The sequence below is a fragment of the Streptococcus mitis genome (genome assembly GCF_003942685.1).
Taxonomy (GTDB): Bacteria; Bacillota; Bacilli; order Lactobacillales; family Streptococcaceae; genus Streptococcus; species Streptococcus mitis_CD.
This window is the reverse complement of the sequence record NZ_RJNR01000024.1, coordinates 1-16,470: the sequence shown is the minus strand read 5'-3', so window position 1 is coordinate 16,470 and position 16,470 is coordinate 1. Positions and strand designations below refer to the sequence as shown.

At 32.4% G+C, this 16,470-nt stretch carries 11 protein-coding genes; all 11 read right to left on the bottom strand.

The features are described 5' to 3' along the window. Positions 1–44 precede the first annotated feature (44 nt). The 11 genes from D8855_RS10875 to D8855_RS09860 all read right to left on the bottom strand — a co-directional run bounded on the left by D8855_RS10875 (position 45) and on the right by D8855_RS09860 (position 16,299). Positions 45–974 carry a hypothetical protein gene (locus D8855_RS10875; protein WP_260467393.1) on the bottom strand — a complete coding sequence of 310 codons (930 nt, stop codon included), beginning with the start codon at positions 972–974 and terminating at the stop codon, positions 45–47. A 221-nt stretch (positions 975–1,195) separates the two neighbouring features. After that, positions 1,196–1,822, bottom strand: coding sequence for an SAP domain-containing protein (locus tag D8855_RS09915; protein WP_125417172.1), 627 nt, complete (start codon positions 1,820–1,822; stop codon positions 1,196–1,198). Between the two features lie 563 nt (positions 1,823–2,385). Continuing rightward, the gene (locus D8855_RS09905) at positions 2,386–3,504 is read right to left on the bottom strand and encodes an Abi family protein (protein WP_260467392.1); all 1,119 of its coding nucleotides are present in this window, start codon (positions 3,502–3,504) and stop codon (positions 2,386–2,388) included. Positions 3,505–3,596: 92 nt separating this feature from the next. Further along, entirely contained in the window at positions 3,597–4,940 is a 1,344-nt protein-coding gene (locus D8855_RS09900) for a hypothetical protein (protein WP_125417171.1), read from the bottom strand. Positions 4,941–4,952: 12 nt separating this feature from the next. Then, on the bottom strand, positions 4,953–8,189 hold the full coding sequence (locus D8855_RS09895) for a type I restriction endonuclease subunit R (RefSeq protein ID WP_125417170.1): 3,237 nt from the start codon (positions 8,187–8,189) through the stop codon (positions 4,953–4,955). A 12-nt stretch (positions 8,190–8,201) separates the two neighbouring features. Next, on the bottom strand, positions 8,202–9,332 hold the full coding sequence (locus D8855_RS09890; protein WP_125417169.1) for a restriction endonuclease subunit S: 1,131 nt from the start codon (positions 9,330–9,332) through the stop codon (positions 8,202–8,204). A 1-nt stretch (position 9,333) separates the two neighbouring features. After that, positions 9,334–11,073 carry a type I restriction-modification system subunit M gene (locus D8855_RS09885; protein WP_125417168.1) on the bottom strand — a complete coding sequence of 580 codons (1,740 nt, stop codon included), beginning with the start codon at positions 11,071–11,073 and terminating at the stop codon, positions 9,334–9,336. Between the two features lie 140 nt (positions 11,074–11,213). Next, the gene (locus D8855_RS09880) at positions 11,214–12,383 is read right to left on the bottom strand and encodes a hypothetical protein (RefSeq protein WP_125417167.1); all 1,170 of its coding nucleotides are present in this window, start codon (positions 12,381–12,383) and stop codon (positions 11,214–11,216) included. A 23-nt stretch (positions 12,384–12,406) separates the two neighbouring features. Beyond that, entirely contained in the window at positions 12,407–13,477 is a 1,071-nt protein-coding gene (locus tag D8855_RS09875; RefSeq protein ID WP_125417166.1) for a hypothetical protein, read from the bottom strand. A 358-nt stretch (positions 13,478–13,835) separates the two neighbouring features. Continuing rightward, positions 13,836–15,587 (bottom strand): recombinase family protein, encoded by a 1,752-nt coding sequence (locus tag D8855_RS09870; protein ID WP_125417165.1) that lies wholly within the window; start codon positions 15,585–15,587, stop codon positions 13,836–13,838. A 490-nt stretch (positions 15,588–16,077) separates the two neighbouring features. Continuing rightward, on the bottom strand, positions 16,078–16,299 hold the full coding sequence (locus tag D8855_RS09860; protein WP_048789078.1) for a helix-turn-helix domain-containing protein: 222 nt from the start codon (positions 16,297–16,299) through the stop codon (positions 16,078–16,080). Positions 16,300–16,470 lie beyond the last annotated feature (171 nt).

The following is a 16,470-nucleotide window of genomic DNA, read 5'->3' as shown; positions in this document are numbered from 1 at the left end:
GATTATATCAGACGACTAGCTTCTAAATATTGTCAATTAATTATCTAAAATAAAGAGACCATTTTATTAATCTGTCCACCATTAAATCCAGCTTTTGCGAATATTTCTTTAAAAATTTCTTTTACCTCGTCCTCCTCTTCTTTCTTCCAATCCCCATGAAATTCATTATCGATTCGGTAGCTTCTTTGAATAATCACTTTTACATGATTGATTAAAAATTCTTTAGCTAATTTATGTTCATTTTCTTTAAGGATATCTAGATTACTTGGTTTTAATGAATTAATGTTAACCCCATTAGGAGATGAAACAATATTCTTTCTGATTAAACTATACTTGTCAAAACAATCTTCAAAATAGTAATCAGTGATGAATTTGTTTAAATCTCCTCCCCAGCTTTCTTTAATCCAATCTCTCCAGTTTTGATTTGAACCAGCTTTATGATAATCCATTATTATATCCATTTTATAAAGCCAGTTATCTCCTCCATATCGTCCTGGTCTAAAATTCCCAACTGTAGGCATCATATTTCCACACCAATAGTAAACAATAGCAAAAGCTTTAAAATAAGGTTGCAAATCATGTGGTATTTCTAAATCACCTTTTAATATCCCACCTTTTATTTCTTTACCACCTTTCAAGCTAGGTTCAACATTGGTAATTTTTTTATACGGAACAGTGATTGAAGTAAGGATGTCACCCGTAAGTGCTATACCTTTCGGTTTATTGACAAGCAAATGAGCTCCCTTATATCCTGATTCTGATTTTTCTTTGTATGCTTCAATCTCTTTATCATTCTTTAATTTATTATATTTATCAACTGAGTTTTGAAACTTAATAATCTCCCAATCATCTTCCTCATAAAAAGGATACTTCTTATAAAAATCCATTGCCTTTTTACGTACTTCAAATTCACAATTGACATTATCACTATCTTTAATATCTACTTTATTAATAAAATCAGTTACTTGTATCATAGAATATCCTCCATATTTTTTTATTATATAAATCCGTTTAAAAAGACAAATAGATGTGTGTAAATTTACACTAGCTCACTACTTACTCCGTCTTCAGAAAAAATATCCTTGACTTGCTCAAAATCGCTTAAAATGATTGTAGCTTACTTTAAACTTAGATACTGCTTTAATTCAGCTAAGTCAACAGCAATCAAATCAAAAATATCAAAATGAGGTCACTTCTATTGAACTACCTTACCATATTCTTTTATTCTATCAGCATATTCAGTCAAAAGATTCTTTGAATAAATTTTTTCAGCTTTTGAATTTCTAACTTCTTTCCAAAGAATAGAAGCTACTTTTAACTTGTTTGAATAGTTAAGACTATTTTCGTCTGCGCAGAAATCCTTTAGAAATTGGTTCCATTGACAAACTGAATGATCATACTTGGCATAATCTGAATTTCCATAATAAACTTTTAGCATATCTTGGATTGTAAAACTCAAATCATTTTCTCTTTTTACTTTTCTCCAAGCAGTCGCCATATCAGCAGTAAATTTAAAGGGTGAAACATCTGTTAAAGTTGAGAAATATTCTCTAAAGTGTGCATTAAAGGAGAATCCACATTCAAGTAAGGGCGTATTTAAGGTAACGACTTCTACTCGTTTCTTTTTCCTTTTTATTGATGATTTTTTAATCAAATTACCCTTAAAGTACTGATCAATAATGTGATTGAGTTCTTGTTTAGTACCTCTATATTCTAATCCTAATGACTTACATAGTTGTGAAAGTTCATTACGATACCAATAATATTTATTAAACTCATCGAGTGATACGATTTTATCAAACTCAGGCCTGCTTTCTATCAATATAACACCTCCTTAAAACCAATTTAGGTTGTCATCTCAAAATAATGGAGTTTTAGTTTCTTTATTTTGACGTTTAACTTCGTTTCTCCAACAAGCTGACACATTCGATATGATGCATTTGTGAGACTCAACAGGTTCAGTGAACTTTTTGAGGATTAATTTCGTTTCACTAACAAACTTATACACTCAGCGCTTCGGACTTACAGTATCATTTCGTCGATATCCCTCCTCATTCTACAAGTCCTATCCCATGTGCGAAGCATCTACTTCAACTTCGCTGATGCCTCAGCTCGTATAAGCAGTGATACCGCCTCAACATGTGCTGACAGTGCCTACACATACTATAGAACGAAATGAAGCTGCTTAACTTTGCAATAATATTATTGAACGAAATCAGATTATCATAATGCCCATACAGAGCGTAACGAACTAAAAGTCACTCAACCAAGAAAACCCTGACAAATGCCAGGGTCTTCTATCGATGGAGATACCGTTTCTCCAAATGCTTATAAAGCTTTTCTTATGTATTACATTATACAATATCAGTTTGTTGATGTCAACAACTAAAATTGAAAATTCACTTTCTTATAAAGATAATTTTTCCAAACAGATAACTGAGTCTCTCCCATTCTTTCTAGAAGTCTTTCATTTAAATCATAGTTCCCTTTGAATCTTTTATTATTACGGTAAATAATTTTCTGCAGTTGTTTGTAAATTGGTTTAGTGTCAACAAAGAAACTCAAGATTTTCAACACATCAAATAATTTTATTACCGACGCTGGCGTAGAGGAATTTGAAGTATTATGATAAACAGGAGTTAAATTAAAAACATGTATCAAATTCCCATTTATTTTCATATATTTCGGAGTTCTAAAACGAGAAATCAATAAGCCATGAGCACAATGATTTCGTAGTTCTTTAATAAAATCTAACATATTCAAAAATTCTGCTCTATGACGAATTCCAATCCCAAAATCTTTCATTACACTATCCAGCACATCATCTTCAAGATAATGGAGCAATCGTAAAATTGTTCCAAAATCTAAGGTTTCTATACTTACCCAAAAAGGTACTGCAACATTATAGTCTGGATTTGAGTAACTCCTATTTTGGCTATTATAACTCCGATAATAAGGGTGTGTATTTCTTGCTGAATATGTTAAACCATATGAAGTATCTCTATAAAAATTAGCATCAATGTGGTCGTTAAATTTAACAAGTTTTGTTAAAAAACCTTGTCCAAATAGATTAAACTGACTAAAGTGTCTATAGATTGATTGATTCTGATAATTCTGAAATGGATAATTAGGTCTAGTAATTGGATCGATATACTTTTGAGGATTAAGGTATTCCATAGTAGTATCAGTCGTACGGCAATGTTTTTGAGAAAAATAATAAGCAATTGAATTTTTCAATTTATCTTCTAAAGAAATTACAAGATTAAAAATTTGACTAGATAGATTTTTGTCGAATTTATACACGGCTAAAAAATCTTCAATACTCTCTCCATTATAAAGCTTAATATTTTTATCTGGTAAAAGTAAGGACTCTAGACCGTTAAACAAATTAAAATAATTGTTATTAAGCAAGGCCTTATCCAAATCGTGCTTAGTAAATTTTAAACCTCTTTTTCGAAGGATGCTTTCAATATCGTTTCTCGATTGAGATGTTTTAATGCCCACTGACAAACTCCCGTATATATAGTATCTATTATTATACCAGAAAAACTCTATAACAACAATGGTTTCTGAACTGCTCAAGTGTGGTCATTTTTTTATGATGGGAAATCTTCGTTAAGCTCCGCATCCGGTACTGTTTCTGTACCATCCAATAGATCCGGATTTTCTAGTTTGTCGATATACTCTTTAACTTTTGAATCTTCAGATGAATGATTTCTACGATTCGTACACTGAGGTTCTGATTGATAAATATTACGTATATTCTTTATCTGCTCTAAATCAAACGATTTTATATTTTCAATAAAAAAATCCATAAAACAATCTGCATCATAATACCCCATATATGGAGGTATAGATTTAGCCATAAGTTCAGTGAATTCTACCAGATCAAAACTGTTATCCTCTTTTAGAGTATCATATAAATTCCTAATTAAGAGTGGACTGTGTAGTTCATCATGTTCTTTGAAATACTCATATATCGTCTGTTTTTCTCTTGGATAAAATGAGCGATAGTAACATAAACCGCGAGGTTCCAACAATACATGTTCGGATATATAGGAAAACACATCTTCAAAAGATCTAAGCAGATCCATAACAGACGGAAATGTCGTAATTAATCCCACTAATGCATTTCTTTTCAAATTACTAGCTTTTAACTTTTCTATTTGAAGTTTAGAAAAAACATTTAATACACCATCATCCTTGAAAACATTTGAGTACCCTTTTCGAATTAAATAGTCAGTTATTGCATACGCAAACATATACAATCCAGTTGTGTTTTTTTCACAATGTTCATCTTCTGAAACAAGTAATAATCGTATAAATGTTTTGTACGACTTCTTTAACGAGTCATACGTCATTCTTTCTAAATATTTATTCTTAATATTAGTAATAATTGATTCATCAATACTATTTTCTGGAACAGATAATATTTTCTGGCTATAAGCTTCCACATCGTTTTCAACGAATGAAAACAAATCCATAATAAACGGTGCTTTTACCGATAAGATATTATCATACATGGAACAGATTAGCATTCTAGCATGATAATCACTTGGAAGAAACAAAGAATTATCATTAACCTTTAAATGTGCACATTTATTTCTACAGTTTTTCAGATAATCTATATCTTCTGTAAATCTATCAAAATATAGCGCACAATTATCTTTAAAAAATTGGATTATTTCATTTTCTACCTTTGAGTACTTTTCATCATCCTGAATCATCTGGTTTATTTCTGACAATTTTCTTGTTGCTTTGTAATCTCCTTCAAAAGCCATTGTTTGTAATTTATTGTATAAATCAAAGATTACGAATGAATAAAGCAATACTACAGAAGCTCTGTAATTCTTACTATAATAGGACTGTAGAATTTCCTCAAAATAACCTCTTGAAGCAGCATTGTCAAATACTCTCAAATCTCTTTCATCAAAAAGCATGATTTAACCTCCTTACGCAAGACCAATCCATCCATACCCTTGTACTGCCATGTCGACAAAATGATTGATGAGTAAGGTTACCTTAGAATCAAATGCTGCTTTGTCATAACTCTCAGGAAGATCCTGATTTAATGATAATTCAACTTCATATTTAAGTTTGGCACGCGGCTGTTCGTCTTTGTACCAATCTACAACAAGAAGATTACTACGATTATCCATCAATTTCTTAAACAGATTTTTTGCAGAGAGTTTTACTTTTTGTTCCTCAACCTGTGTCAATTTCTTTCCAGCAACCAATAAATCGTAAATTTCCAATTCTTCTTCAGTAAGACCTTCTGTATTGGCACGATTGTCCTCTTGACGTAGTTCTTCAAGGAGTTTCACAAGTTGCTCGTAATAATCTTCATTTTCAGTACCGCCTGCATTATAGGAATCAATAATGCGTTTGAATCGTTCAGAGAATTTCGTTCTAGTGCAATTTCTCTTAAGCATTTGTTCTAGCGCTTGCTCTATATATTCCTTCAAATCATCAATTTCAATAGCTTTATACTCAGCCAATTTTATTTCTTGTCTTAACTGCTCAATATCTACTTTAGATAAATCTATGGCCTTTGTCCCTTTAATCATGTACTGAGCTTCTTTCTCTCGAACATAATTAACGAAATCCTGACTTGCAATTACACTACCGTCTAGAATTTGATTCATTTTTTGTCTGGCACGAGCTACTTTTTCATCATCAATAGTATGGTAAAACAATCCGTGTAAATAGACGAGTGGTGCAAATTTATCATTAGTCCAATTTCTTTCAAAGATTTCTGGTTTTGATGCTTCGTAGAGATTTGTTAAGGTGTTCAGTATAACCTTGAATTTCTCTTTAGCATCATCTTTAGAGATAATAGCGTCATAAGCTCTTCTTAAAGCATCCAGTTTATCCAGGGTATTGGAATCTGCAATGATTTTTTCTAGTGAAATACCTAAAGAAAGCAAGAAAGAATCTGCCTCATGAATTGTACCATCAATGTATCCGATTAGCTGATCTATATCTTTTGCAGGAAATTCTGTTCCGTCATTACCCATGGCATATTCTGTTAACGCTTTCTTCATATATTTAAAAACATTCACATAATCAACGATAATTCCAGCAGGTTTTCCTGGATAAACTCTGTTAGCACGAGCTATTGCTTGCATCAACGTGTGCCCCTTCATCGGCTTGTCAAGATAGAGCGTAGAAAGGTTTTTCACATCAAATCCTGTTAGCCACATGGCACATACAAACACTAATTGCAGAGGATCATCTGGACTTTTGAATCTATCCTCGATATCTCTCCCATCAGGTGTGATTTCTTTCATCTTTGCACGATGCTCCGATATTTTCAACCCCTGTTTTGCAAACTTGGTCGTTTCATCGTTCTCTTCGGAAATAATAACAGCCATTTCCACGGTATTCATATAAGCCAGAATTTGCGTAAGCCGATCGCGTTCTTCTTTTATAGTGGCAGAATTTCGCCGTTTCGTAAACTTCTGCTTTTCAATAGCCCAGTAATGTTGCACTTTGTCATACATTTTGACAGCTGTATATTTGTCAACTGACACAACCAGTCCCTTCCCAAGAAATCCCCGTCTTGGAAAGTGGTATGCAATATCCTGCGCAACCTTATCCAGTCTGTCATCACGTTTAATAACTTCTAAAATACGAGAGGATGCATTTTCTAACAGACGGATTTCGTCGTCGTTAAGATTTTCTTCTTCGATAATATCTACAACATCATCATCAAGGAAATTATTTTCAAGACCTACTTCCGGAACTCGTCTGGAATAGAACAATGGTACAGTAGAACCATCCTCGACAGATTGTGCAAAGTTATACTCTGAAATATACTCACCAAACCATTGATTAGTAAGACGCTTAGCACCGAGAAGTGGCGTTCCTGTAAACGCAACAAAATTAGCATTAGGAAGTGCTGTTCTCATATTTTCTGCTAAATCTTTGTACTGTGTTCTATGTGCCTCGTCAACTAGAACAATGATATCATCACGTGTAGAAAGAACAGGATACTTCTTCGTCTTGTCGTATCTGAACTTATGAATCAGTGTGAAGATAAATGCCTTGTTTGTAGTCAGGAATTCTTGCAGTTGCTTGCTGTTTTTTGGTTGACACTCTTCTTTAGAACCAATAACCTCTGTACGTACAAAGTTCTTATGAATCTGTGTATCCAAATCTTCACGGTCTGTGATAATAAGGAATGAAAAATTACCAGTTATTTTGCGTTTAACTTTACGGGCAAACATAACCATAGAGTAAGACTTACCCGAACCCTGTGTATGCCAGAAAACACCTAGTTTCCCATTCAATTCTTTTCTGTTTTTTACTGATTCCATCAGATTATTTACGCCTAAATACTGATGGTTTTTAGCGATAATTTTTATTCGTTGATTTTCAAAAAGTATGAAATTTTCGATATAATCAATCAATTTATCCTTGTTTAATAGACCATCAACAAAATATCTTACAGAACTATCTTTTACATTTTCAGCTGAATGAATAGCTTCTCGATCCAGTATTTCTTTTTCGCTATCAACTTTAAGCCATTCAAAAAAGTAATCATAGGTCGCATTGAAGGCGCCTAACTTTGTTTCTAAACCATTTGAAAGAACACAAATTTGATTAAATGCAAATAGATTTGGAACATCTCGTAAATAATCCTTTAAATTTTTATTATAGGCTTCTTCAATTTTAACGATGCTATTCTTCAGTTCAATGAACACAAGAGGCATTCCATTGATGAAGATAAGGATATCCGGTCTGCGATAATAGAATTTTCCTTGAATCCACATCTGGGAAACTGCTGTAAAAGTATTGTTCTCTGGATGCTCAAAATCAATTAGCTTTACAAAATCAAAGTCTTCTTTGTCGTCTTTGCGAACTGTGATTTTTATATTATTACGGATTTGTCTATATATTTTATAGTTAGTATCAACAATATCCTTACCTGTGTAATCCTGCCTCAAGTTTTTTACTATCTCCTTGATTTTATCTTCAGAAATAGTAGGATTGATACGCTTGAGAGAAGAAAGCATAACATCAGGAAGAACACATTCTTTCTTTGAAGCTCTTCCTGTACCATCATTCAAATCATCTCTCTTACTGGGATCAGCATCACAAATGAGGATATCATAGTTAAATGGTTCCGTTTTTAATTTTGCAAGTATAGCCTGTTCTATATCATCTTCAGATATAAAGTTACGCATAGGAACACCTCCTTACACTTCAAGTTTTCCACTCATTAGGCGCGGTAAAAGCACATCTCTTTGTTTAATTAATAATTGGGTTTCATTCCAAAGGTTATTTTGCTCTTGAATAATCGGTCTAATAAAATCCGCAAATGCTAGTTGTAATTCATAATTAGGAACCAAAATCTTCATTGTAGTGAATCTCCCCCAATGTCTTTTATACTCTTCTGTTACAATAATTTTGTGAACAGCATAAAACAAATAATAGTCATTCAATTTATTTTCATTTTCGCTTATAAATGGAACAACATTTTCACCCAAAGAAAAATCTCTAATCATTAGTACAAATTTACACGAATGGTCACCAAACAAAAGAATTGGTTTATCAATACTTGCACAATGAGATGGTTCATCATTATGATAACCTAGGAATTCCGCTGAAGATTGATCAATTACTATTACTTTACCTTCCGATTCCAATTCATTTCTTTTATATAACTGATTAAAAGGCAATCTTTTTACACAATTCTTTATCTTTTTAACTTCCCAGCCTTTTGGTATGCCATTTTCAAATTCCACATTCTCATATCCCGGAAAACGGAATCTTACAAACCATTCCTTATAAAGATTCTCTGCCATTTGCTCCAACAACTTGATTCGCTTGTTGTTGTTTTCGATAAGGTCGTCGTAGGTGGTGAGAATATCAGCTATTTTCTTTTGATCTATAAAGTCAAACGCTGGCAATTCAATTTTTCCTAAATCTTTTGCTGAAAATGAAGGAAACGTTGATTGAGATAATTCGGCAATATTACTTAAATATTTGACGACAGAGTCAGTTACTAGAAAATAGTATAAAAATTCACTTGAATATAATTCTTTATTTTTATTTCTTAATAAAACATATCCTGTAGACGCAACAACATTTCCATAGTTCAATTTGTAATGATAATAATGTCTCAAATTTGGTCTCACAGAGGAATATAGTATATCATCATACTTTACACAACGATTCGCTCTTGAAGGAAAGTTACTGTCTAAGTAGGTAATATCGTGTAGAATACCTCTAGTTGCTGATGAGGTATCAATGTAATTAATATAATCAGTATAATTATTTGTATTTTTTGAAGGATTTAATTCAAAATAATCTTCTATCTTTCCCATATCACTCACCCAATAATTCTTTTAAATTATTTGCAATACGTTCTTCAAGCTCCCTTGCTTCAGCACTTAAAGAAATAAATTCAGAATTAAGGGAAAGCATCTCTTCTTTAAACTCTTCCTTGGTTAAGCCGTCGTCTTCTATAACTACACCTACATAACGTCCTGCATTGAGGGAGTAGTCCTGTTCAATGATTCCGTCTTCACCATCCAGTGGCGCAGCTTTACAAAGACCAATAACATCAGCATATACACCATCTGGAAATCTTTCTGTTAACCAGTCAATCTGTGATTGCCAGTAATCCTTAGTTAAAATCTCTTTGTCATCGGAAGATTCTGGAGCATTTGTAAGTTCTGTTTGATATTCATCAAGCAAGTCAACAAGAGCCTGTGTCTCACCATGATATAGTTTGGTTATTACGCCAAGGTTCTTAATCTGCTCATCTGAGAACTTTCTATGAGCACGGTCAATCTGAGTAAATATATTTCTCGCATCTATAAATAAGATTTCATTTTTCTTCTCAGTATTTGGCTTCTGCTTATCAAAAAACCAGAGAGTTGCAGGAAGTGTAACTGATGAAAACATATTAGAGGGAAGAGTCACCATCTGCGAGATGATACCTTCTTCAATCATTTTCTTTCTGATTTCATATTCTGAACCAGAAGCATCTGAAGCAGAATTAGCCATAACAAGAGCTGCTTTCCCATTCTTATTTAAAGCAGTGGCAAAGTAGCCAATCCACAAGTAGTTAGCGTTTGGTACTGTTTCTTTATTATCCGATTTTTTCTTTGTTGATTTTGTCTTATTTCTTGGCACACCATACGTATTAAAACGGGAATCATCGGCAACTTTTTCAACCACAACCTCATCAACATTAAAGGGTGGATTTGCCATTACATAGTCAAACTGCCCAAATGCATTATATGGATCTGAATAGAATGAGTTAGCTTGTGTAATGTCACCACGAATATTATTCAGAAGAAGATTCATCTTTGCCAGTTTAACTGTGTCTGGTTCCTTTTCCACGCCATAGCAACGGAATTTCATCTGTTCACTCTCGCTAGCATTGTGATTATGCATGTATCTTGCAGCCTGAACAAACATCCCTCCTGAACCACATGCTGGATCTAGGAACTTCTTTTCACCAGGCTGAGGATCTAATACTTCAACCATATATCTTACAACTGTTGCAGGTGTATAGAATGTCCCACCGTCCTTACCTTCCGCAAGTGCGAATTTTCCTAAGAAGTATTCATAAATTTCACCAAAGATGTCAATAGTACTATTCTCAGGAATATCCTTGAAAATACGCACAATGTTAGAAAGAAGCTCTGGTTCCTCTTCTGGAACAAGCTGTGCGTATACTTCTTTAGGAAGAACTCCTTCCATTCTAGGATTTTCAGCTTCAATAGCTTCCATAGCTTCCTTTACAAGAATAGCTTTGTTTGCATCGTCCGGTGCATCATTGATAAAGTCATAATACGCACACTCAGGAAGATAGAATCCGCATTTTTCTAAAGAAATTTCTTTCACGGATTTTTCCATACGACTACCTTTAAGTCGATTATATTCAGCTTCAATTTCATCCTTATGTTGTTTATATAAAATATCTGCATATCTAAGGAAGATAAGTCCTAGAATAGGCTGACCATATTTATTTGCAGCTAAATGCGCACTTGCACGAAGAACATCGGCAGAATGCCATAGTTTATCTTTTAATTCTTTCAGTTCTGTATCTTTCATTTTCTATTTTTCCTCCTTCATAAATTCAAGTACATCGTTAGGATAGGAGTACAGTTCATCACTAAGCAGATACTCTCTAATTTATCTAAAACTATGTAATTTCCTGTTGGAGTTATACTATGGAATGGAACTATTAAAATTTATTTAGTAAGTAAATCCCCTAACTCACTGCTCAATCTCTGCTTTATAGAACAGAAATCAATACTCTGAACTTTCTCTGTACGTAATCTAATTCTTTCTTCAGTAGTATAATAATCTAACTCATCTTGAGTGAAAAAATTTTTTGCATCATACCGACGTATAGGTATAATTATTTTATTATAATAAATCAGCATTTTAATTGGATTAGCTCGTAATACCTCAGCCAACCCAGAATCCGCAGTTGCAAAATAGTGGAGATAAATCACATCTGGGTTTTCAATACAATTTAATAAAGTACTTTGCTCCAATAGTCTTATATGAAAAATATCCCATGCTGTATTATGTATTTTATTAATTAACTTATCAGCCTTTAACTGCAACTTTTTAAATATTTCTTGAACCGCACTATCATTTTTCAAAAAAAGTATTAATAAAGTCATTTCCAATTCTAAAAATACGCATAAATCCTCAATACAATAGCGTTTAAACTCAGCCACTTTAGCTTTTGTAGAAAGATTTTTGGTATTTTTCAAAATGAATGCTTTCAATATATAGCAACACACTGCCTCATAATGTTGTATCACCTCATCATTGCTTAGGTAGTATTCTGCATCTTCCCAGATTTCTTTCATCCAAATATATTTATCTGGTTTTAGAGTCTGAGGCACATTAGATTGAAATAATTCAAAATTAATGCTATCAAAATAAACATAACTTTCAATCATTTTAGCTAATAATTCACGATTTATTGGGGTGGTATATCTTTCCATTAAAGCAGTTGAAATATTATTTGTTAGACGCAACGATTTAATCTCGTGTAAAAATCTAATTAAATTCTCCTTATCTGGGACATTTCTTCTTCTATATAAATCATGTATGTAGGTAAAAATGTTTAGGTCGTAATTGATAATTCTGGCAACGGGTAAGAAATTATCCTTAGCATTTACAGTATTTTTATCAATAACCCAAATTTTTTGGTAATCTCCCAAACCAATCAGATTAAACTTTCCATAGCTAAATGATTTGCCTATATTACCAAAATTTGACTTTTCTTCATCAAATAGAAAAACTCTACACTCATGAAGGTTCCATCTATTGAAAACTTCTATTTTCTGTATGGTCGTTTCACACTTAACTAGCTCCTGAATAAAAGGATATATTTCAAGCATAGGTGTTTAACCTCCAAAAATACTTAATTGTCTTGTTCATAACGAATAATTTCTTCCCAATAATCATACTCATCACAAATAAACAACATTGCATTAAATAACTTCAAAAACTCTTGTTCTTCGATTTCTTTCTCCCACCGACCATGACTAATCATATGTCGATTTGGTTCATCAAGTGTAAATCTATTAGTATCTTTGAAGAAACTATAAAGCCAGTGCATCAGTCCTACATCGCTAAACGACTTATCAATAAATATATTATCAATTTCCTTAATCGCTCGGTGACCTACTGGTATTTTTTTCTCTAATGAAGTCATTTCTGAAATTCTATTTAGTGCACCATCGATTGCCAAACTTCCCAAAGTGTATGCTGCATAAAAGTTTCGATTAAAGTAGCAATCAACCATTGATTTTACAAGAGGAGCTGAATAACACGGCGAATTTTGTAAGTCAATAATAAAATCCTCATTTTTTAGTTTATCCCTAAGCAGCTCTATCCATTCGTCCTCCAAGGTATTCCATTCCTCAGCAAGTAAACGTTGATAAACATTTCTATCACGAAAATAAATAACCCACCCATTTTCTGCCAGCAGTTGAACTCGAGAAATAATCTGCTCAATTTCTTCTTTTGTATAAATCGAAGGCAGTGATTTTAAAAGTTCATTGATGCCACTAAAAATCTTTGAATAATCAATTTGATAGCTAGCAATTAAATTTTTTGCAGAATCTGCTATGTTTTGAATTGCTTGCAAGTGTGTACTTGATAACGTTTTATTGTACAACGCAACCACTTCTGACATGACATTAATAGCGCTTTTTTCAACTTGAATTAATGAAGGCAGACTTACTAAAGGAGTCGTCAAATTAGCAAAATTTACTAACTTAGCTGAATTTAATACATTTGAAGTTGCAATTAATTCTGAAATAATGTTAGCATTTACAGTTGCTTGAAAGTTACTAAAGGTATCAGCCAAAACAGAAATAGATGTAGTATTTTGTCCCAATTTTATCTTCTCAGAGTCGTTTGTTGAGCTGTCTAAGGGAATTTTTTTAGAGTCTATTTCAACTTTCTTCACTTTAATACTATCAGTCATTTCGTCCTCCCAAAACAGCTTATTCATATTGTTTATTATACCACTAAAACTAGAAAAAGACCTTAACCATTCGGTCACAGTTACTGACAATTCTACCTTAGTCCATCTGTCAATTTTTCTCTTTCTATGTGCTAATTATTCTGTCCATTATCTAGCACATAATTAGTCCATAAAAAAAACATTTTATACTAAAAACTAAGAATTTTAATTGTTTACTGAAGTAATATTGTAAAAAGTTATTGACTCCTGTAAGATCGTAATGTTTACTATAAAGTTACTAGGTTTTCTGTAAAAATATAAACTACTATTCTGTTTCTACTTCGCTTAAGTATCATCTCGTACAAGCAGTGATACCGCCTCAACATGGATTGTTTTCTTTATTTGTACACTTTTTTTCGTCATCGGTTACGGTATTAAAACACAATTTATCATTTTCTATTTTAGCATTCTTCCTTTTAGATTTGTAAGATTTTGCATCTTTAGTCGAAGAATCTCCCGTTTTAAAAATTATAGTCAACATTGCTGGATCAATTTCTCCATCAGAATTTATTCCGCCTACTATGATTTTTTCAACGATACTTTCAAAAATGTCCTTGTCAAACTCAGTCAGAGTCTTTTGTGAAGTTAAAATTTCTTTAAAATTCTCTAATCTACTTTTTATATCAACTTCTGATTTTAAAGTTACTTCTAGGTTTACTTTTTCTTCTAAAAGTTTTTCTTTCTCAATTTGTATTTGGTTAAATTTATCTTCATATACAGAATCACTAATTTTTCCATCAAGATTCATTGAAACTAATTTTTCTTCTTTCTTGTACAACGAATTTAATTTACTAACTATCTTATTCAACTCCACTTTTAAAGTATCGTCAGTAAGCTCTTCTTTTATAATTTCAAGAAAGTCTTCAGTTAGGTTATTATTTTCATAAAACAACTGTTGGTAGCTCTGTAAAAAAGCATTTTCTATTGCTTTTTCCTCTATTCCTTTACTATGGATGCAATGCTTTTTACCTTTCTTTATAGATGTTGTACAGTGCCAGATAATCTTTTTGTACTCTGAACTAGAGTGCCAACTTCTTCGAGACAGAACAGTACCACAAAAACCACATTCCAATCTACTACTAAAAGGATACATTCTTGAATATCTTTCTCGTTTTCCTTTTGTATTTGCTATTGTTTTCTTGTTTCCTGATCTCCGTAATCGAATTTCTTGCGCCTGTGTAAAAATTTCTGGACTAATTATTGCATCATGATTATTTTTTATATAGTATTTATCTTCTTCACCGAAATTTATTAAACGTCTCTTGCTAATGGGGTCAACAGTGAAAGTTTTTCCCATTAAAATATCACCTTTATACTTCTCGTTTTTAATAATTCCTAAAACTGTTGTATCTTGCCAGTGATCAAGACCTCTCGGAGTTTTATAACCTAGTTCATCTAGTTCTCTAGCTATTGCCTTACCCCCAATACCATCAATGTATCGTTCAAAAATATAACGTACTATCTTGGCTTCTTTTTCATTTATTGATATTGACTTTGTATCTTGATTATAGTCATAACCAAGACAACCTTGAAAACCAATAAGTTCTCCACGTTGCATCTTCATTTTTAAACCTTTTTTAACATGGGCAGATGTATTTTCAACTTCCTGTTGAGCCACCGAACTCAATATAGTTAATAGCAACTCACCATCCATAGTTAAAGTATCAATGTTTTCTTCTTCAAAAAATACTCCAATTTGTTTATCTTTCAGCAAACGAACATATTTGAGAGTATCTAATGTATTTCTAGCAAATCGAGCAATAGCTTTAGTAATGATATAGTCTATTTTTCCATCAAGGCAATCTGAAATCAATCTTTGAAAATCTTGTCTTTTTCCAACTTGAGTTCCTGAAATCCCTTCATCAGCATAAATGTCAACCAAATTCCAATCTTGGTGCTGTGATATATACTCTCTATAATGACGAACTTGAGAATCATAGCTATTTTTTTGATCATCACTATCGGAACTAACACGACAATATGCTGCTACTCTCCTCGATAAAGAACCACTATTATCATTTCTTCTAGTTACTAAAGGATTTGCTTTTATAATTTCAACATTATTTGACATGGCTTAACCTCCTATTTCTCTGCATTTATTTTACCGCAACCAATAAAAAAGGTCAGCTAATTTGTGTATATTTTACGCAGTTTCAGCTTTATTTTTTCATATTCTTTTTCGCTAATAAGTTTTTTTAAGAATAATAGATTTAGCATCTCTAGCTCGACTATATAATTTTCTAAATTTGATTTCAAAAAATCACTTCCCTTTTATCTTTTATCAATCTCCTCCATGGCATGACTGATGAAGTCATCATAAGAATTTCACTTGCTGCTCTTTTACGTTGGCAGCCTGAACGGTCAGAAGTATCATTGTATATCATTTGTATCATGGCATATAAAGTATCGCTCTATTTTATTGATGGTTTTAATATCGCTCTTATCATGGCGAGCCATTCAAATCTGCTCCACAAATGAGGAAAGTACCATTTTGGACTATTCAATTGTCAAAGAACAAATAAAAAATCTCCTCATTTTCACACTCTATGAAATTGAGGAGATTATTTTCTAAAGCGAATTTTATCAGGAAAATCTGTCAATCCCAATAGATAGTCAGTACTGACATCGTAAAAGTTTGAGAGAGTTACCAATACATCTGCTGTTAACGTATGCTCACCCCGTTCAATTTTAGCATAAGCTGAGTTTGTAAACGAAAGTATTTCAGCTATTTGTTTTTGGGTCAAGTCGTGATCTTCCCTCAAATCTCTCAAACGTCTGTACATCTAGCTTTCTCCTGAGAAAAGTATAATATATAAAACTAAGAAATCATTCAAAGTGTCCAAATTGGACATTTTGAACTAAAATTAATTTATTAAACACTTCTAATAAGCACATCTATTAACCGTCTGAGAGCAAAGATTTAATCAACTATTTAAAATTACTGACTTCAAAAA

What these genes read in the sequence shown, in the direction of transcription:
- D8855_RS10875 (WP_260467393.1), bottom strand. Translation starts at nt 974, where the DNA reads ATGATACAAGTAACTGATTTTATTAATAAAGTAGATATTAAAGATAGT.
- D8855_RS09900 (WP_125417171.1), bottom strand. Translation starts at nt 4,940, where the DNA reads ATGCTTTTTGATGAAAGAGATTTGAGAGTATTTGACAATGCTGCTTCA.
- D8855_RS09895 (WP_125417170.1), bottom strand. Translation starts at nt 8,189, where the DNA reads ATGCGTAACTTTATATCTGAAGATGATATAGAACAGGCTATACTTGCA.
- D8855_RS09890 (WP_125417169.1), bottom strand. Translation starts at nt 9,332, where the DNA reads ATGGGAAAGATAGAAGATTATTTTGAATTAAATCCTTCAAAAAATACA.
- D8855_RS09885 (WP_125417168.1), bottom strand. Translation starts at nt 11,073, where the DNA reads ATGAAAGATACAGAACTGAAAGAATTAAAAGATAAACTATGGCATTCT.
- D8855_RS09880 (WP_125417167.1), bottom strand. Translation starts at nt 12,383, where the DNA reads ATGCTTGAAATATATCCTTTTATTCAGGAGCTAGTTAAGTGTGAAACG.
- D8855_RS09875 (WP_125417166.1), bottom strand. Translation starts at nt 13,477, where the DNA reads ATGACTGATAGTATTAAAGTGAAGAAAGTTGAAATAGACTCTAAAAAA.
- D8855_RS09870 (WP_125417165.1), bottom strand. Translation starts at nt 15,587, where the DNA reads ATGTCAAATAATGTTGAAATTATAAAAGCAAATCCTTTAGTAACTAGA.
- D8855_RS09860 (WP_048789078.1), bottom strand. Translation starts at nt 16,299, where the DNA reads ATGTACAGACGTTTGAGAGATTTGAGGGAAGATCACGACTTGACCCAA.